General features: G+C 61.8%; 18 protein-coding genes. 6 read left to right on the top strand and 12 right to left on the bottom strand.

Annotated elements, in window-relative coordinates:
• Window positions 1-59: 59 nt before the first annotated feature.
• From HX875_RS04295 to deoR, 3 genes are all read right to left on the bottom strand, one after another.
• Window positions 60-1,076: a galactitol-1-phosphate 5-dehydrogenase gene (locus tag HX875_RS04295; protein ID WP_371321471.1), complete on the bottom strand. Its 1,017-nt coding sequence runs from the start codon at window positions 1,074-1,076 to the stop codon at window positions 60-62.
• A gap of 95 nt (window positions 1,077-1,171) precedes the next feature.
• On the bottom strand, window positions 1,172-2,146 hold the full coding sequence (locus HX875_RS04290) for a substrate-binding domain-containing protein (RefSeq protein ID WP_177041922.1): 975 nt from the start codon (window positions 2,144-2,146) through the stop codon (window positions 1,172-1,174).
• Window positions 2,147-2,317: 171 nt separating this feature from the next.
• Entirely contained in the window at window positions 2,318-3,076 is a 759-nt protein-coding gene (gene deoR / locus HX875_RS04285) for a DNA-binding transcriptional repressor DeoR (RefSeq protein ID WP_177041920.1), read from the bottom strand.
• A gap of 143 nt (window positions 3,077-3,219) precedes the next feature.
• On the opposite strand from deoR, the gene deoC reads away from it, so the two are divergent.
• Window positions 3,220-3,900: a deoxyribose-phosphate aldolase gene (deoC, locus tag HX875_RS04280; protein WP_177041918.1), complete on the top strand. Its 681-nt coding sequence runs from the start codon at window positions 3,220-3,222 to the stop codon at window positions 3,898-3,900.
• A gap of 129 nt (window positions 3,901-4,029) precedes the next feature.
• On the opposite strand, the gene HX875_RS04275 is transcribed toward deoC, so the two are convergent.
• The 6 genes from HX875_RS04275 to HX875_RS04250 all read right to left on the bottom strand — a co-directional run bounded on the left by HX875_RS04275 (window position 4,030) and on the right by HX875_RS04250 (window position 8,611).
• Window positions 4,030-4,449 carry a TonB family protein gene (locus HX875_RS04275; protein ID WP_177041916.1) on the bottom strand — a complete coding sequence of 140 codons (420 nt, stop codon included), beginning with the start codon at window positions 4,447-4,449 and terminating at the stop codon, window positions 4,030-4,032.
• Window positions 4,450-4,512: 63 nt separating this feature from the next.
• Window positions 4,513-4,935, bottom strand: coding sequence for a hypothetical protein (locus tag HX875_RS04270; protein ID WP_177041913.1), 423 nt, complete (start codon window positions 4,933-4,935; stop codon window positions 4,513-4,515).
• A gap of 103 nt (window positions 4,936-5,038) precedes the next feature.
• On the bottom strand, window positions 5,039-5,887 hold the full coding sequence (locus tag HX875_RS04265; RefSeq protein WP_177041911.1) for a sugar phosphate isomerase/epimerase family protein: 849 nt from the start codon (window positions 5,885-5,887) through the stop codon (window positions 5,039-5,041).
• A 1-nt stretch (window position 5,888) separates the two neighbouring features.
• Window positions 5,889-7,130 (bottom strand): NAD(P)/FAD-dependent oxidoreductase, encoded by a 1,242-nt coding sequence (locus HX875_RS04260; RefSeq protein ID WP_177041909.1) that lies wholly within the window; start codon window positions 7,128-7,130, stop codon window positions 5,889-5,891.
• An 18-nt stretch (window positions 7,131-7,148) separates the two neighbouring features.
• A complete protein-coding gene (locus HX875_RS04255; protein WP_177041907.1) occupies window positions 7,149-7,469 on the bottom strand; it encodes a MocE family 2Fe-2S type ferredoxin in 321 nt (106 codons plus the stop codon).
• A 41-nt stretch (window positions 7,470-7,510) separates the two neighbouring features.
• Window positions 7,511-8,611, bottom strand: a complete 1,101-nt coding sequence (locus tag HX875_RS04250; RefSeq protein ID WP_177041904.1) for a fatty acid desaturase family protein — start codon at window positions 8,609-8,611, stop codon at window positions 7,511-7,513.
• Between the two features lie 184 nt (window positions 8,612-8,795).
• On the opposite strand from HX875_RS04250, the gene HX875_RS04245 reads away from it, so the two are divergent.
• Window positions 8,796-9,845 (top strand): LacI family DNA-binding transcriptional regulator, encoded by a 1,050-nt coding sequence (locus HX875_RS04245; protein ID WP_177041902.1) that lies wholly within the window; start codon window positions 8,796-8,798, stop codon window positions 9,843-9,845.
• Here HX875_RS04245 and HX875_RS04240 read toward each other — a convergent pair.
• A complete protein-coding gene (locus tag HX875_RS04240; protein ID WP_177041977.1) occupies window positions 9,825-11,816 on the bottom strand; it encodes a sigma-54 interaction domain-containing protein in 1,992 nt (663 codons plus the stop codon). The genes HX875_RS04245 and HX875_RS04240 overlap by 21 nt on opposite strands.
• Before the next feature lie 199 nt (window positions 11,817-12,015).
• Between HX875_RS04240 and HX875_RS04235 the strand changes: the two genes are divergently transcribed.
• The 4 genes from HX875_RS04235 to HX875_RS04220 all read left to right on the top strand — a co-directional run bounded on the left by HX875_RS04235 (window position 12,016) and on the right by HX875_RS04220 (window position 15,474).
• Entirely contained in the window at window positions 12,016-13,038 is a 1,023-nt protein-coding gene (locus HX875_RS04235) for a Gfo/Idh/MocA family oxidoreductase (protein WP_177041900.1), read from the top strand.
• Entirely contained in the window at window positions 13,035-13,823 is a 789-nt protein-coding gene (locus HX875_RS04230; protein WP_177041898.1) for a TIM barrel protein, read from the top strand. Before HX875_RS04235 ends, HX875_RS04230 begins: the two co-directional genes overlap by 4 nt.
• A gap of 36 nt (window positions 13,824-13,859) precedes the next feature.
• Window positions 13,860-14,786 (top strand): sugar ABC transporter substrate-binding protein, encoded by a 927-nt coding sequence (locus HX875_RS04225; protein ID WP_177041896.1) that lies wholly within the window; start codon window positions 13,860-13,862, stop codon window positions 14,784-14,786.
• Between the two features lie 154 nt (window positions 14,787-14,940).
• Window positions 14,941-15,474 carry a DUF2569 domain-containing protein gene (locus HX875_RS04220; protein ID WP_371321470.1) on the top strand — a complete coding sequence of 178 codons (534 nt, stop codon included), beginning with the start codon at window positions 14,941-14,943 and terminating at the stop codon, window positions 15,472-15,474.
• Here the strand turns inward: HX875_RS04220 and HX875_RS04215 are convergent.
• Together HX875_RS04215 and arr are read right to left on the bottom strand one after the other, a co-directional pair.
• Entirely contained in the window at window positions 15,458-15,658 is a 201-nt protein-coding gene (locus HX875_RS04215) for a DUF1737 domain-containing protein (protein ID WP_177041894.1), read from the bottom strand. The two genes, HX875_RS04220 and HX875_RS04215, sit on opposite strands and share 17 nt — an antisense overlap.
• Window positions 15,659-15,730: 72 nt before the next feature.
• On the bottom strand, window positions 15,731-16,147 hold the full coding sequence (gene arr, locus HX875_RS04210) for an NAD(+)--rifampin ADP-ribosyltransferase (RefSeq protein ID WP_177041892.1): 417 nt from the start codon (window positions 16,145-16,147) through the stop codon (window positions 15,731-15,733).
• Between the last annotated feature and the right edge of the window lie 84 nt (window positions 16,148-16,231).

The raw sequence follows: 16,231 nt of genomic DNA, 5'->3' as shown, positions 1-16,231 counted from the left end.
TTTAAGCCCGGCAACGCTCAGCGCTGTCGGGCTTGGCGACACACAATCAACGGCGTGGCTCAGGGGCGGAAAATCACCTTGGCCGCCACCTCACTGCGATCGGCATAACGCTTGAACATCGCTGGCAATTCGTCCAGCGGCAAGTCGTGGGTAATCATGAACTGCCACTGCAATTCGCCGGAAGCCAGCTTGTCGATGGAGGCCGTCCACTCGTCGCCCGGGAACGGTGCCGAGAAAGAGTTCCAGGCGCCGTGCAGCGAGATTTCCTGGCGCAGGAAGTGCGAGAACGTCGCGGTACTGAGGGCCACGTCGCTGGTGGGAATACCAATAAACACCACGTGCCCGCCAGCCTTGGTCAGTTGCACGGCCTGGTTGATCGAGCTTGGATGGCCAGCCGCTTCAATCACCAGTTGGCAACGCGGCAGCTCGGCATCCGCCGCACCGCTGAGCAGGGTGTGTGTGGCGCCAGCCTGGCGGGCCATGGAGAGTTTCTCTTCGGCGATGTCGATGGCGACGATGTCCTTGGCGCCCATGATCTTCAGCCATTGAATCGCAAACAGGCCGATCGGCCCGCAACCCACCACCGCCCCGCTCTGCCCGGCCTTGAAGTCGGCTTTCCAGATCGCATGCAGGGCAATCGCCGCAGGGTCCACCAGGGACGCGGCAATCGGGTCCATGCCTTGGGGCACCTTGATCAGGTTGCTCAGCGGCACGTTGACGTACTCGGCATACGCGCCGTCGCGGCGGCTGCCGAAGTAATCGTAGCGCTCCGATCGGGACGGAAACCCACGGGCATATTGGTCGCTGCTGACGTCCGGGATCATCGGCGGCACGGTCACCAGTTCGCCGATGGCATAGCCTTCGACGCCGCTGCCGATCTCTTCGATGAAGCCTGCGAATTCATGGCCGCAGATCAGCGGCATCACGTGGGCGCCCTTGCTCAGCATGCGCGGGATATCCGAGCCGCACACGCCGCAGGCGGCGACCCGGACCAGCGCATGGCCGGCCTTGACCGCAGGTTTTGGAACATCTTCAACCCGGATATCGCCCGGTTGGTACATGACGGCAGCTTTCACAGTGAATTCCTCTGTTGAATGACGAGTGCGTTCGAACGGGCACCTCCCGCAAGAGGTGCCGGCAAAAAAATCCTTAGGGTGGCGACGCAGATCCGTTAGAGCGCGCCAGGGCGGTATTCGCCGAAGGTAGAGTCATGCTTGACCTCGGCCACGTTGGCCTTGGTCACCACCTGGGTGCCGGCGTCGACAAAGTTCGGCACCGATTTGCCGGCGGCCAGGGCCCGCGCCGCCTCAATGGCGACCTCGCCCAGGTAGCGCGGGTCGTTGAGGGCAGTGGCCACGTACTGATCGCCGTTCTGGATGGCATTCAAGGCTTCGGACAAGCCGTCGATCCCGGCCACCAGCACGTCTTTCTTGCCGCTTTCGGTGAGCACTTGCAGCGCGCCCATGGCCATGTCGTCGTTATGCGCGATCACCGCCTTCAAGTCGGGGTGCGCTTGCAGCAAATCCTGCATCGCCGTGACCGCGTTGGCGCGCATGTATTCGCTGTAGGGGCCGTCGATGATCTTGAAATCGGTGCCGGCCAGGGCGGTGTGGAAGCCCTTGCGGCGTTCTTTCATCACGGTGCCGCCGGCGTCACCCTGGATCTCGATGATCTTGCCCTTGGTCACGCCGCGTTGCTTGAGGGCGGCGAGCAAGGCTTTGCCGGACAACTCGCCCATCTCGGCATTGTTGCGGCCGATAGTGGTGGCCACCGGGGCATTGATGGCGCGGTCGACGGCAATCACCGGCACCTTGGCGCGCTTGGCAGCGTCGAGGGCAGCGCCTACGGCGTCGGGGTTCACGGCATTGATGATGAGGATGTCGACCTTGCGGGTCAGCAGGTCCTGGATGTCGTTGTTCTGCTTGCTGATATCGCCGTTGGCGTCGAGGAAAATCAGCTCGTCGCCGCCCTTGGCCGCTGCGGCCTTGGCGCCATCGCGCAGTTGCACATAGAAGGGAGATTGCAGGGTGACCTGGCTGAAACCGATCTTCAGATCCTTGGCCTGGGCGTTCAGCGCCAGCGCCGAGGCCGCGACAGCCAGTGCAAGGGCCAGCACATGAACAGGTTTACGGGCTATCTGGAGCATGGTGATTCCTATTTTTATTGTTGTCAGGATTCGGGCGCGACCTTCAAGGAGGTTGCGCTCACAAATGTGAACCGCGATCACATTTGAAAAACTATGCCTTGCTCCCGAGGGTGTCAAGGCTAATTTGTTAAATTCCAAACAAATGAAATAAAAATCACAATACCGCTTGAATCAGATCAGCAGGATCGCCCCGCTGTCCTTGATCACTTGCTGCTGTGCCGCCTCAAGGCCGGCATCGCTGATCACCCGCTGGAAGTCCGACAGCTCGGCAAAGTGCGCCGCGCGTACCTCGTCGAACTTGCTGTGGTCGGCCACCAGCACGCAGGTCTGCGCCCGCGCCATGACCCGGCGCTTGACCTCCACTTCATTGAGGTTGTAGCAGGTCACGCCGTGGGCCGCGCTGACGCCGGCCGCAGAAATAAACGCCCAGGCCACGCGGATGCCGTCGAGGATGCCCGCCTCGGCATGGCTCTCGAACACCATGTTGCGTCGGTGAAAGGTGCCGCCGCAGAGGATGATGGTGCAGTGGGGCTTTTGCTGGAGCTTGAGCAATACGTTGAGGGAATTGCACAGCGCGGTGAACTCCAGGTCATCCGGCAACGCCTCGATGATAAACGGCGTGGTGGTGCCGCAATCGATAAACACCGTGTCGCCCGGCCGCACCAGGCTGGCGGCGAGAGCGCCGATCTGACGCTTCTCGGCGACGTGGCGCTGATCCTGTTCGGCCACCTGGTAATCCGGCTCCGGCGGCCCGCTGCGGGTCACGTGGCCGCCCAGCAACCGCAGGCCTTGAGGGCTGTCTGCCAGGTCGCGGCGCAGGGTCATTTCCGATACGCCGAGCAACGCGGCCATGTCCCGCAGGTGAATCGCCGACTCGCCCTGCAAGGCCTTGTGCATGGCCCGAAATCTTTCGCTTTTCTTTGAATCCACTGCGTTCCAACCCTCGTTGAATGCGCGCCCTTGATCAGGACAGTCACAAATTCCATTTACAATGTTATTTATTTCACATTTAATGCATCCAACTTAACACAAACCGGCTTTTCCCAGCACCTCCTCCTTACAGGACACTTGCCATGCCGACTGATCCGTTGCCGCTCGCGGCCTATATCGACCACACCCTGCTGGCCGCCGATGCTTCCCAGGCGAGCATTCGCCAACTGTGCGCCGAGGCTCGCGAGCATGGCTTCAAGTCCGTGTGCGTCAACAGCGCCAATGTACCGCTTGCCGCCGAATGCCTGCACGGCGGCGCCCCTTTGGTCTGCGCGGTAGTCGGTTTCCCTCTAGGTGCGGGCTTGAGTGCGGCCAAGGCGTATGAAGCAAAGCTTGCGATCGAGGCCGGCGCTGGCGAGATCGACATGGTGCTGAACATCGGCTGGCTGAAGGACGGCCTGCTGGACCAGGTACGTGACGACATCGCCCAGGTGCTGGCGGCCTGCGGCGCGGTGCCGCTGAAAGTGATCCTCGAAACCGGCCTGCTCGATGACCAGCAGAAGACCAATGCCTGCACCCTGTGCCGCGAGCTGAACGTGGCGTTCGTCAAGACCTCCACCGGTTTCGGCCATGGCGGCGCGACATTGGCGGATGTGCGCCTGATGCGCGGTGTGGTGGGTGCCGAGATCGGGGTGAAGGCTTCCGGTGGCGTGCGCGACCTGGAGACAGCCCGGGCAATGATCGAGGCTGGAGCGACACGACTGGGCAGCAGCTCCGGCATCGCCATCGTCAGCGGTGCAAAGGCGGCAGCGGGCGCTTACTGAATCGGGTGCAGCGCTGGCGCCCTTTCACATCCCTTTCACAGTCGGGCGCCTATGGTTATCTCAGCTCCTGGTGAAAACCTTTAAGCCCGCGCTCCCCATCGCGGGCTTTTCTTTGCCCGGGATTTGCCCTCAGCGCGCGATGACGTTGTTGCTGGAGCTGCGTGGCGCCATGCCGGTGCATGTCTGGTCCAGGCAGAATACAAAGGGCGCCACCACCTCAATTTCGCCTTTAAGCAGCATTGAGGGTGGAGGCGCAGGCACTGGCGATGCGGCCGGAACAAATTTCTCCACGGCCCCTACGAAAAGATCCGAGCCTGTGTGACTGACGATTTCGTGGCGTATCAGGTTGCCCTTGGCATCAACGACAAATTTAACCCTGACCATCCCGGCCAGCCCTTGCAGACGGGCTTCTTCAGGGTACGACTTGAAGTGGTTGAGGTGAGTGAGCAACTGGTATTCCCATAAGCGTTGCTCGGCCAGTTGTTCCCGGGAGGGGCCACTTGTGCAGGCACAAAGCAGCAAGACAAGTGCGATCCAGCTGTATTTCATAAACGCAGTTCCGTTGACGTTCGTTTGCTGAGTGAGGCTAATCACCCGACGCTATGCTGCGTCTCAGGCGGTGGTGCTGACGATTGAACCGGTACTGCTTCCACCTTCGGCAGTGACGGCTTGCAACAACGCGGCAGACGCCGTCTGCAACGCCGCTGACGTTGCGACAATCTGCGTCTGGGCAGCGGCCACGGCGGCCGCTTTGGCGTCGGCGTTTTGATTGCTGGCCTGAGCCTTCTGCATGTTCTGCTGCTGCTCTTGAAGTTGCTTTTGCAATTCTGCGATTTGCTTCTTCAACGCCTTGACCGTGTCGGACTCCTGCGAGGTAGAAGCCGCCTGGCCACCACCGGCAGCAGGTGCGCTCTTGGCATCTGCGCCCGGGCTTGCGCTCAAGGTCGTGGAGGTTTGCGTCTTGGAATCATCACTAACGCCGGCGGGGCTTGGAGTGCTGGGTACTGAAGCGAGACTGCTGACGTTAGTGATCATGTTAAATCTCCAATTGCGGTAGAGGTCTTAATTCATCGGCGCATGAGCGGGTTACTTTAACGTGTTAACCACGCAAATGCCCGTGCTTGAGCCACTGCAACACTCATGCAGGCCCCGATGACTTTGCCAGACAGTCTTTCCATATGTCGCGCATCAGCGCCTTGAGCATCAACGCTTCAGCCCAGCGATCAGTGATATCGCGGCCGTCGGCACCGGTGATGGCATACGGTGGAGGGCCGAGTTCGCAGGTAAAGGACAGGCTTGCCGGCGTGTTGGGGCGGGCCAGCCAGTCTTCGATCCCGTAGCGCCACCAGCCCAGGAAACGCTCCAGCCAAGGGCGATGCTGGGCGAAGCTCAAGGGCACCTGAACCTGTTCGCCGTTGCTGACCCGGCCATGAAACCCCCAGCTGTGGCGCAGGACGGTATGGATCTGCTCATCGTCTTCCATGGCGGCTGACCCGGGCAATTCGCGCCCAACGACATAGTGAGACAAGTCGGCCAAGAGTTTGAGGTCCGGCATTTCTGCGAGCAGGTCGAGGGTGAACGGCAGGTCGCTGGTGAGGCGATAACGATGGGTTTCCAGCAGGATGGGAAAGTCCACCTGTTCAGCCAGTTGCTGCCAACCTTCGATCAGTGTCATCGCTTGGGACAACGTCCGCGGCCGCACGTCTGCCTGAAGCGTAAGGTGATGACAGCCATAGCGGGCGACAGCGTCGAGCGCCATCGCGAGATCGTCCACGGTCTGCGGAAACACCTGCCCCTCGATATGCAGGCCCCGGGCGTTGGCGGCGGCATGCAACCGCTTGGCCTGGGGTGCGAGCCAGAAATGGTCGGTGACCCCGTCGAAGCCTGCGGCGGCGATTTTCTCAAGCAGCGCTTCAATCGTGAGATCGCACTGGCCGCGGTGATCTTGCATCGCCCACAGTGACTGGAATACCAGGAAATCGCGCATGTCAGTTCCTCAATAATTGTTTGAGCGGCACACCGGCATCTGCCAAGGCGTGCACCGGCAGCGGGTTCTGATTGGCGATCAGCCGTTCGCACAGCTTGATGTCCTTGGCAATGCTGTTGCCCTGCCCCCAGCCGCACGCACCTTGCAGGCGTTGATCGGCATCAAGGTAGAACAGCAGGAAACCGCCTCCCGGCGTTGCCCGACCGGCCGACGGTTCTGCGGGGTTGATCACCCCCACGGTTTGCAGTCCCCAGTCGTACTGATCGGACCAGAACCCCGGAATCACCTCGAAGGGCAACTCACCTCCCAGCATGTTCAGGGCGGCGTGACGGCCTTGGGTTTCTGCGTTGCGCCAGGTTTCCTGGCGCTGGAACACGCCCTCGGGGTGCAGCCGAAACTCGCACACATCGCCCGCAGCAAAGATGTCCGGCGCGCTGGTGCGCAACTGCGCATCGACACGAATGCCCTGCCCCACCTCCAAACCGGCCGCCGCGGCCAACTCGATATTGGGTTGCATGCCGATGCCGACGACGAGCAGGTCGCAAGGCAGCACTTCACCGTCAACCAGCTGTACCGACCCCGCCTCCCACTCGCCTTGCACCGACTCAATGCCCACGTTCAAACGTACGTCCACGCCCTGCCTGCGATGCAGCTCCAGCAGCGCACTGGAAACCCGTTCCGGCAGGACTCGCCCGGCCAGCCGTGGCCCGGCTTCCAGCAACGTCACCACGCAACCCAGGGCACTGGCGGTGGCGGCGACTTCAAGCCCGATGAAGCCACCGCCGATGATCACCACCCGCGCGCCGGGTTGCAACGACGCACGCAGTGCCAATGCCTCATCATGGGTTCGCAAATAAAACACATTGGCCAGGTGCACCGGCACACCGGGTAACCGTCGCGCCCTGCCCCCGGTCGCCAGCAACAGGCGGGCGTACTGCAACCCGCTGCCATCGGCGAACCGCAGGCGATGCTGCTGCGGATCGAGGCCTGTCACCGGGTTGCCCGCCAGGTGTTCGACCTCCAGTTCGGCGAGCCGGGCGGGGTCGCACAAACTGCAACTCGCCAGTTCAACCGTGCCCTGCAACAGCCCCTTGGACAGTGGCGGGCGCTCGTAGGGCAGATGAGGCTCATCGCCGATCAGGATCACGCGACCGCAATAGCCTTCGGCACGCAAGGTCAACGCCGCGCGGCCGCCGGCGTGTCCGGCGCCCACAATAACCAGTGGAGCATTGGCAGGGTTCATGGCACAGCCTCCGGGCAGTTAAACCGCAATCGCGAGCAAGACGCGCCCCGCCTCGACCCGGACCGGATAGGTCTTGAGGTTGACGCACACCGGCGCCCCCAGGGCTTTGCCGGTGCGGAAATCGAACCGCCCGTTGTGCTTGGGACACTCGATCACATGGTCCATCACCAGGCCATCGGCGAGGTGGATGGACTCGTGCGTGCACAGGCCCGCCGTGGCAAAAAACCGGTCCTCGGCAGAGCGGTAGACAGCGTAGGTCTGCTGGCCATGGTCAAAACGAATGACGTCTTCTTCGTCTATATCGCCCACGGCACAGACATCGATCCATTGATCGGTCATGGCAGTTTTCTCTCTTGTAGGGGGGTTGAAACCGAAAGCCGTCAGGCGGGTTCTGCCTGAGTGGCAGCGGCAGTTTCTGCGCGCTCGGGCAGAGGGCGACGGATGAAGTACGTCGGGTCTTTACGCTGCTTCCAGATCGCCGGAAAGATTTCCTTCAAGGCCTCGAACAGGCCGTTATAGGGCGGCGGGCAGTCATCACGAATCTCCTCATGCAGCTGCGCCAGGGCATGGAACGGCACCATCGGGTACATGTGATGTTCGAGGTGATAGTTCATGTCGAGGTACAGAAAACGCAGCAGCGGACTCATGTAGATAGTGCGGCAGTTACTGCGGTGGTCGAGCACGTCCTCGGCCAGGCCCACATGCTGCGTCAGGCCGAACAGGTACGAAAGCCAGCCGCCGTAGAGCGTCGGCAGGCCGATAAACATCAGCGGCAACCAGCTGTGCAAGTACAGCGCGGCGCCCACCGTCAGCCCGTAGATCAACAGCCAGATACGCGCCGCCGTGAAGATCTTCGGCCACTCGGACTCCGGGATAAACGTGCTCTCTTCTTCCGCCATCCGCCCAGTGGCGTGCCGGCAGACCGACCACATCGTGGTGAACACATAGGGCATCCTGAACAGGCTCAGCACCATGTTGACCAGCCTCGGTGGACGCGGCTCGACGATCTCCGGATCACGCCCGACGATGATGGTGTCGGTGTGGTGCCGGGCGTGGCTCCAGCGCCACACATGAGGCTCGAACATGAACATGAAGCTCGACAGCTGGTAGATCCCGTCATTCAGCCAACGGGTTTTGAACGCCGTGCCATGGCCGGTCTCGTGCCACCTGGCATTGGAGGCCGTGCCATACAGCAAGCCGTAGACAAAGAAGAACGGCACACAGGCCCAGGAACGCCAGAACCAATAACCACCAAACCCGGTAACGACCAATGCCAGCAACCAGAGGGCGGTGTCCACCAAGGCTGGGCCATCACGGCGCTGCATCAATTCTTTCAGGCGTTTACGCGGGATGGGAGATTGATACCAGGTGGCCGAGGCCAGCCCCTTTTGCACCGCACGGGCAGCTTCCGGGCCGGTCAACCGATAATCCCGAGGCGCGGGGCTACCGGGATGTTCATAGGCTGCGTGTTGTTCAGGCATTTTATTGTTCTCCGCAAGCTGGGTGGTTTCAGGCACTTGCTTCGATGCGAGGTCGCATCGTTGAGAGAAACGATAGAGAGCCCACTGATTGCCCTCAAGCCCTTGAATACATTCCCTATCAAGCTATCATCCAGCCCCATTGAAGCTTGATAGTTTTCTATCAAGGCATTCGCAGGGGCTCGCCATGAACAACAATAAACGCCCAACCATTGCCACCGTTGCCGCGCACGCCGGCTTGAGTGTCGCCACCGTAGACCGGGTGCTCAACGCCCGGGCGCCGGTCAACCCGGACACCGCCGAGCAGGTGTTCCAGGCGGCCGAAGCCGTCGGGTATTTTGCCGCACGGCTGATCGGCCAGCGGATCCGCGAGCGGCGCCCCAGCTACCGCTTCGGCATCCTCCTGCTCGGTACCGCCCAGGCGTTCTATGGCAACGTTGCCACCGCCATCACCGAGGCGGCGCAGCGTGAGTCGGGCGCCAACCTGAGCGTTCAATTCGACTACGTGCTTGACCGCTCCCCCACCGCCATCATTGCCCAGATCGAACAGTTGGCCGTGCAGTGCGACGGCCTCGCCGTGGTCAGCTTTGCCCACCCGCTGATCAATGCCGCCATCGCCCAGATCAGGCACGCCGGTGTGCCGGTGATCGCCCTGCTGTCGGACATCGATGAGGCGGCGCAGGAACCTTACGTGGGCCAGGACAACCATGAGGTCGGCCGCACCATGGGCTGGCTGGTGGCGCACACGGCCAGCGCCCGCAAGGGCAGCATTGGCGTGCTGCTGGGCGGGCACCGTTTTCTGGGGCATCAGGCGCGGCTCGAGGGGCTGCGCGGCTATCTGGAGGAGCACGCCCCGGGGCTGCGATTGCTGGAAGCGGTGATCAACCTGGACAATTGCGACATCACCGAAGAGGCGACCCTGGAACTGTTGGCCCGCCATGAAGACTTGCGCGCTTTGTGCGTGGTCGGCGGTGGCGGCGACGGCGTCATCAGCGCCCTGTCACAGCTGCCGAAACGCCCGTCACTGTGCTGCATCCTCCAGGAGTCAACCGAGCTGTCGCGCAAGGCGCTGGCCGAAGGGTTGGTCAGCCTGGTCATCGATTCCCAGCCACGACTGCTGGGCACCGCCATCGTCGACTTGCTGATCGAATTGCAGTCGTCTCCAGACTTCGATCCGGCCCGGCATCGCCACTACATTCCCTTGCAGATCCTGACCTCAGAGAACGCCCGGCCCTGAGCGAAACGCATCGGCACTCAGCCCGAACCGGTTCATCTTGTTGTACAGCCCGCCACGGGAAACGTTGAGCTGTTGTGCGGCCAGCCGGATGTTGCCCCGCGTGCCTTTGAGGGCGGCAATGATCGCGTTCATTTCATGGGCACCGAGGTCGAGGGTCGTTCGGGGCTCTGGGGCAGTTGCCGAGGTGCCGGCCGGCTGTCGCGGCTGGATTTCCAGTGGCAGATCACCCGGCAAAAGCTGGTCGCTCACGGCCAGGTTGGTGGCTCGCTCAATGGCGTTTTCCAGTTCACGAACGTTACCGGGCCACTGGTGTGCCGACAGAATATTCAGCGCCTCGGGCGAGATACCCTGTACCGACTTGCGTAGCGACCGCGCGCAACGGCCGAGAAAGTGAAGCGCCAGCAGCGGTATATCTTCACGTCGCATCCGCAGCGGCGGCACCGTCAAGTTCAATACATTGAGCCGGTAGTAAAGGTCCTCGCGGAACGCGCCATCGGCCACCGCCTGGCTCAGGTTCCGGTGGGTCGCGGCAATGATGCGCACGTTCACCTGCCGGGACTGCTTGGCGCCGACCCGCGTCACCTCGCCCTCTTGCAAGACCCGCAACAGGCTGACCTGGGCGTCGAATGACATGTCACCGATCTCATCGAGGAAGATCGTACCGCCATCGGCCAGTTCGAACTTGCCGGCCGACCCGCCGCGGGCCGATCCGGTGAAGGCCCCCTCAACGTGCCCGAACAATTCACTCTGCACCAGGTCCCGCGGAATGGCACCGCAATTGACCGCGACAAACGGGCCGTTGCAGCGGTCACTGGCGTTGTGGATCGCCTGGGCAAACAGCTCCTTGCCGGTGCCGCTTTCCCCCAGGACCAGGGTCGTCGAATCACTGCGACTGGCGATCCGCCCCAGGTGCAAAGCGTCCTGAATCGCCCGGGAACTGCCCTGGATGGTGTCGAAGGTGTAGCTGGCCTGGGTACCGATGATGCGCCGGGTAATTTCCCGGATGCGCCGGTTCTCGCGCAACGATACCACTCGCCCGCCCTGCTCCAGCGGGCACACGGAAACCAGGCAGGCCAGGTGGCTGCGATCATGCAGCTCAAAGGTGCAATCCAGGTCCCGCAGCCCTTCCCCACCACGCAGCAAAATCTCATCGGTCAGTTCGCTTTGGCCCAGGCGCTGGAACGGGCTGCCCAGCAGGTCGCGGCCCACGCGAAACAATTGCCGGGCATAGCGGTTGAGCGCCTTGATGCAGCCGCGCTCATCCAGCACTACCAGCCCTTCGTTGAGGACTTCCAGCACGGTTTGCTGTTCTTCCAGCAAGGCCTGCAGCGCCATCTGCCGCGAGACCGCTTCCGCCGCTGCCTGCACGGTGCCCAGTGTATGAAAGTGGAACCAGCCCGGCTCTGCGGTCAGCGTCAGCATCGCCAGCGTGCGGCCCTGGGCATCCCGGATCGGGGCGGCGGCGCAATGCATGCGCCGTTGACGCAGGCCGCGCGCGAAATTCTCTTCGGCCAGCACGTACACCAGTCGGTCTTCGGCCAACGCCAGCCCGGTGCAATTGGTGCCCTGCACCGATTCCAGCAACCGGCTGCCCACCGGCGTGAGGTCCAGGCCGCAAAAATACAGGGTGGTGCCGTGAGCGTCGGTGAGGTTGATATGACCCCGGGGGTTGTAGGCCAGCAATCCGCGCATGACCTGCGCCGCCGCCGCGATCAACACCCGGTTGGCCGCCAGCGTCGCGGCCAGATCGTCGGGGGCGACGAACCGGTAGTCACCGTCGGCGGGATCGATCCCGGCGCTGACACTGCGCCGCCAGGAATCCCAAATCACCTGCCTGACCCCGGCGGGCCGATCGACACCGCCCTTCAGGCACGCTTGCCAGGCCTGCTCCAGTTGCGCAATCGGTCCCTCGCTCAACTGCGCCGGGCCAAGCGCGGTGATGTAGTCGAGGTCTTGTTCGCTGAAGGCCATTGGCTGGGGGATCACGCGCCGCTCCTGTGTTCAGGTTTTAGACATGTAAGCATAGACATGTTTAAAACATGAACAGTATTTTTAAACAAATCATATTAAATCGTTATATATCAAACGCTTAAATATTGGCACAGCCTTTGCTCCCTGACTTGCACCCGCAGGAAACCCCTGCGCAACAACAATAAAAGGGAGTCACCTCATGAACACATCCAAGACTATTCGCCTCGGCCTCATCGGCGCCGGCCGCATGGGCAGCTTTCACGGCCTGACGGCCGCCCGGCATATTCCCGGTGCCTGCCTGGCCGCGATTGCCGACCCCACACCCGGTCAGGCCGCGCGCCTGGCGGCAGAGCTGGACGTGCAACGGGTCTACACCGATCCCCAGCAACTGCTCGACGACCCGGACATCGACGGCGTGCTGATCGCCGCCCCGGCTCGCAGCCACGCCGAACTGGTAATCAGCGCCGCCCGCGCCGGCAAAGGGGTGTTCTGCGAAAAACCCATGGCCATCACCCTCGACGAGGCCGATCGCGCCATCGCCGCCGCTGCAGATGCGCGGGTGACGCTGCAAGTGGGCTTCAACCGCCGCTTCGCCAAAAGCTTTCGCACCGCCCACCTGGACGTGGTGGCCGGCCGTATCGGCACGCCGCAGTTGCTGCGCTCGCTGACGCGCGACCCGGCACTGAACAATCCCGCCGCCTCACCGCAATGGGTGATCTTCCTCGAAACCCTGATCCATGACTTCGACACCCTGCGCTACCTGAACCCCGGCGCCGAAGCCGTCGACGTGTTTGTCATGGCCGATGCGCTGATTGCACCGGACTACAAAAGCAAAGGCTTCCTGGACACTGCCGTGGTCACGATACGCTTCGACAACGGCGCCATCGCCGCCGCCGAGGCGAACTTCCAGGCAGTGTATGGCTACGATGTTCGCGGGGAAGTGTTCGGCAGCGCGGGAATGTTGACCATGGGCGGCGTCCATGACTCTGACCTGGTCCGCTACGTGGCCGGCGGCATCCAGGCCGATACCCAGCGCCTGGACACCGATCTGCTGCGGGACGCCTACGTGGCCGAACTCAATCACTTCGTCGAGTGCCTGCGCAGCGGCGAAAAACCCCTCGCCAGCGGCGAAGATGCCCGCGCCGCACTGGCCATTGCCCGTGCCTGCATCGAGTCGTTCCAGCAAGGCAAAGTCGTGCGTGTGCAAGGTGGTCGCCCATGAGCTTCGTGCCCTTCAAACTGGCCGTCAGCGCCGAAATGGTCTTCCTCGACCTGCCCTTCACCGAACGCGTCAAACGCATTCATGCGCTGGGTTTCAGCGCCGAAATCTGGGGCTGGACCACCAAAGACATCCCGGCCCTGGCCGCCACCGGTGCAGACTTCACCTCGATGACGGGCTACATCTCGGGCAACCTGACCGACCCCGACGAGATTGCGCAGCTGCTCGACAGCGCCCGGGAATCCCTGGCCATCGCCGCCCAGCTCAATTGCCCGAGTCTCAACCTGCATGGCACCGGCCTGGGTGACCGGGGGTTGCCGGTAAAACCGGTGGCCCACACCAGCGGACGCATGTGGCTGAGCGCCTGCAAGACCCTGGAAAAAATCGCGCGCCTGGGCGAAGACGCCGGCCGGGTGTTCCTGCTGGAAAACCTCAATACCGAGGTGGACCACCCCGGCACGCCCTTCGCCCGCGCCGACGACACCCTGGCACTGATCGAAGCAGTGGGCAGCCCTCATTTGAAGATGAACCTGGACCTCTACCACGCGCAGATCGGCGAAGGAAACCTGATCGAACTGATCCAGCGTGCCGGCAGCGCCATCGGTGAAATCCAGGTGGCCGACGTGCCGGGACGCAAGGAACCGGGCACGGGCGAGATCCACTACCCCGCCATTGCCAGGGCCTTGTACGACATGGGTTACACCGGTGTCGTGGGCCTTGAAGGCTGGGCCAGCGGCGACAGCGAACTGGCACTCACGCGCTTTCGGCAAGCCTTCACCCTGTCTTGATGAATTTCAACTCATAACAACAAAAGGAAAACCATCATGCGTCGCAGCACATTACTTTTTGCCACGTTGTTACTCGTTTTCAGCCAGTGGGCTACCGCCAGTTATCGCATCGGCGTGAGCATTGCCAGGGTTGACGACAACTTCATGACCTACGTGCGCAGCGGCCTGGAAGACGCGGCCAAACAGGCAGGCGTCCAGATCCAGTTCGAAGACGCCCAGGGCGACGTGGTGCGCCAGCTCAATCAGGTCCAGGGGTTTATCAATCAGAAGGTCGACGCAGTCATCGTCTTGCCGGTGGACACCGCCGCCACCGCCAACATGACCCGCGCCGCCGTCGAGGCGAAGACGCCGCTGGTCTACGTCAACCGCCACCCCGACGAGCGCGTACTCCCCAAGGGCGTCGTCACCGTGGCGTCCAACGACATCGAGGCCGGGCAATTGCAGATGCGCTACCTCGCCGAGAAGCTACACGGCAAAGGTAGCGTCGCGATCATCATGGGCGACCTGGCGCAAAACGCCACGCACGACCGCACCGAAGGCGTCAAACAAGTACTCAAGGACTTTCCCGAGATCAAGATCGTCGAACAGCAATCGGCGGAATGGCAGCGCAGCAAAGGCATGGACCTGACCAGCAACTGGCTGCTGGCGGGCACCCACTTCGATGCGATCGTGGCCAACAACGACGAAATGGCGATTGGTGCCGCGATGGCGTTGCAGCAAGCTGGCAAAGCCAAGGGCGAAATCGCAATCGTCGGCATCGACGGCCTGCCCGACGGGCTGGCCGCGATCAAGCGCGGAATGCTGGTGGCATCGGTCTTCCAGGACCCCAAGGCCCAGGCCACTGCCGCCCTGCAGGCCGCCCTGAAAATGATCAAGGGCGAGCCGGTCGAGACGGATGTGTGGGTTCCGTTTCAGCTGATTAAACCGGAGCAAGTCGCCGTGTTTGAGCAGCATTACAAGTAGCGTCGACCGCCGCTGTTGCCAATCGGGGAACAGCGGCGCTTGCACGAAGACGGCGGCGATTGAAGGAGCGTACTATTACACCCGACGTTACCCACAAATCCCGCGCGAAAAGTCGTGCGCTGTTTGTGGCCTATGGATGCCGGGAAATCACGGAATGAATATGCAAACAAATAAAGATCTGAAGGGGCTGGGTGGCTGGCTGATATTAATTGGGCTGGGTTTGATTGTTACTCCCCTGCGCGTGGCAGTCGCCTTCGGGCCCTTGTATTACGGCATCTTCACAGACGGCACCTTCACGCATGTCATAACCCCGGGTTCAGAGCTGTATAACCCGGCATGGGCCGCACTGGTGGTGTTTGAGGCGCTCTTCAACTCCCTGTTGATCCTGACGTTCATCTACCTGATCTATCTGTTTTTCTCCAGGCACTATCTATTCCCGAAAGTGTATATAGCCACACTTATTGTCTCTTTTGCTTTTGTGCCTGTGGACTCGTGGATTGTCTCGCTTATCGTCCCTGACGAACCAATATTCGACCCCAGCACTACAAAGGAATTTGTACGGGGATTGATTTCCGTTGTCGTATGGGTGCCTTACATTCTGGTGTCCAAAAGAGTAAAGGCAACGTTTGTCGAACACAGGCCTGACGCAGAACCGAAGCCGCGCGCTTCGCTTATTGAGCCGGGCTGATTGCCGGGTTCCAAATGATAGCCTGCGCCACCACGACATACTCACCGTTGAAAGTGGCCGCTGGCGAGCCATAAAGCTGGTAGCCCAGTGCGAGGGCTTCTGAGACTCGGTGACAGAAGGAGGCATCGTCCTTGCCGGTCAGAATCCGATAGACAGGCAAGCCGTCAGGAGGAGAACTTTGCATACGGGGCACCTGCTGGAAAGGTTGGAAAAAACCACTTGGCTATCTGGCGACGCCCGTTGGTTCCTGATCATATCAATCGATGATGACATCGCGCCCCTCGGCCTTCAAACGGGCGAGGTTGTCCCTCATCTGCTGCAACCGCTCAGGCGGATGCCCTTGCCACTTCGTCACTTCGGCCACGACCCGCAACGGGTCGGTTGAACGATAGGAAAGCGTGGGGTTGCCGGGGAATTTCTTATCCGTCACGTTGGGGTCATCGATGATTGACCCCGTTGGCTCCACCACATAGATCCGTTCCCGCCCACTGCCAAGCGCCAGTTCAGCGCCCCAGATGGCCGCATCCAGCGTGCCCGCGAAGTAAACCCACGACAGTGGTCTACCTTCTGTGAAGTTGGACGGGTAGCCGACGCGGATCAGATCACCCGGCTCCAGATCGGCCCGGGTACCGTGAAAGAACTGACGGGTAAACATGCCAGCGGTCTTTGACATGGGCTCGCTGCTCCGTGGATAAATGTGCTGTTCGGTGGGCGTGTGTTTGCCCGAGTGACACTTTTACCACGCGCCCAAGGAGAA

Source organism: Pseudomonas yamanorum, assembly GCF_013386765.1.
In the GTDB taxonomy this organism is placed as follows: domain Bacteria; phylum Pseudomonadota; class Gammaproteobacteria; order Pseudomonadales; family Pseudomonadaceae; genus Aquipseudomonas; species Aquipseudomonas yamanorum_A.
This window is presented reverse-complemented; position numbering and strand designations above follow the sequence as displayed.

Excerpts from the sequence above, each read along its gene's own strand:
- HX875_RS04270 (WP_177041913.1), bottom strand. The coding sequence starts at position 4,935 with ATGATCACTAACGTCAGCAGTCTCGCTTCAGTACCCAGCACTCCAAGC.
- HX875_RS04235 (WP_177041900.1), top strand. The coding sequence starts at position 12,016 with ATGAACACATCCAAGACTATTCGCCTCGGCCTCATCGGCGCCGGCCGC.
- HX875_RS04265 (WP_177041911.1), bottom strand. The coding sequence starts at position 5,887 with ATGCGCGATTTCCTGGTATTCCAGTCACTGTGGGCGATGCAAGATCAC.
- HX875_RS04250 (WP_177041904.1), bottom strand. The coding sequence starts at position 8,611 with ATGCCTGAACAACACGCAGCCTATGAACATCCCGGTAGCCCCGCGCCT.
- HX875_RS04260 (WP_177041909.1), bottom strand. The coding sequence starts at position 7,130 with ATGAACCCTGCCAATGCTCCACTGGTTATTGTGGGCGCCGGACACGCC.
- HX875_RS04245 (WP_177041902.1), top strand. The coding sequence starts at position 8,796 with ATGAACAACAATAAACGCCCAACCATTGCCACCGTTGCCGCGCACGCC.
- HX875_RS04225 (WP_177041896.1), top strand. The coding sequence starts at position 13,860 with ATGCGTCGCAGCACATTACTTTTTGCCACGTTGTTACTCGTTTTCAGC.
- HX875_RS04215 (WP_177041894.1), bottom strand. The coding sequence starts at position 15,658 with ATGCAAAGTTCTCCTCCTGACGGCTTGCCTGTCTATCGGATTCTGACC.
- HX875_RS04290 (WP_177041922.1), bottom strand. The coding sequence starts at position 2,146 with ATGCTCCAGATAGCCCGTAAACCTGTTCATGTGCTGGCCCTTGCACTG.
- HX875_RS04230 (WP_177041898.1), top strand. The coding sequence starts at position 13,035 with ATGAGCTTCGTGCCCTTCAAACTGGCCGTCAGCGCCGAAATGGTCTTC.
- HX875_RS04255 (WP_177041907.1), bottom strand. The coding sequence starts at position 7,469 with ATGACCGATCAATGGATCGATGTCTGTGCCGTGGGCGATATAGACGAA.
- HX875_RS04240 (WP_177041977.1), bottom strand. The coding sequence starts at position 11,816 with ATGGCCTTCAGCGAACAAGACCTCGACTACATCACCGCGCTTGGCCCG.
- arr (WP_177041892.1), bottom strand. The coding sequence starts at position 16,147 with ATGTCAAAGACCGCTGGCATGTTTACCCGTCAGTTCTTTCACGGTACC.
- HX875_RS04220 (WP_371321470.1), top strand. The coding sequence starts at position 14,941 with ATGAATATGCAAACAAATAAAGATCTGAAGGGGCTGGGTGGCTGGCTG.
- HX875_RS04275 (WP_177041916.1), bottom strand. The coding sequence starts at position 4,449 with ATGAAATACAGCTGGATCGCACTTGTCTTGCTGCTTTGTGCCTGCACA.
- deoC (WP_177041918.1), top strand. The coding sequence starts at position 3,220 with ATGCCGACTGATCCGTTGCCGCTCGCGGCCTATATCGACCACACCCTG.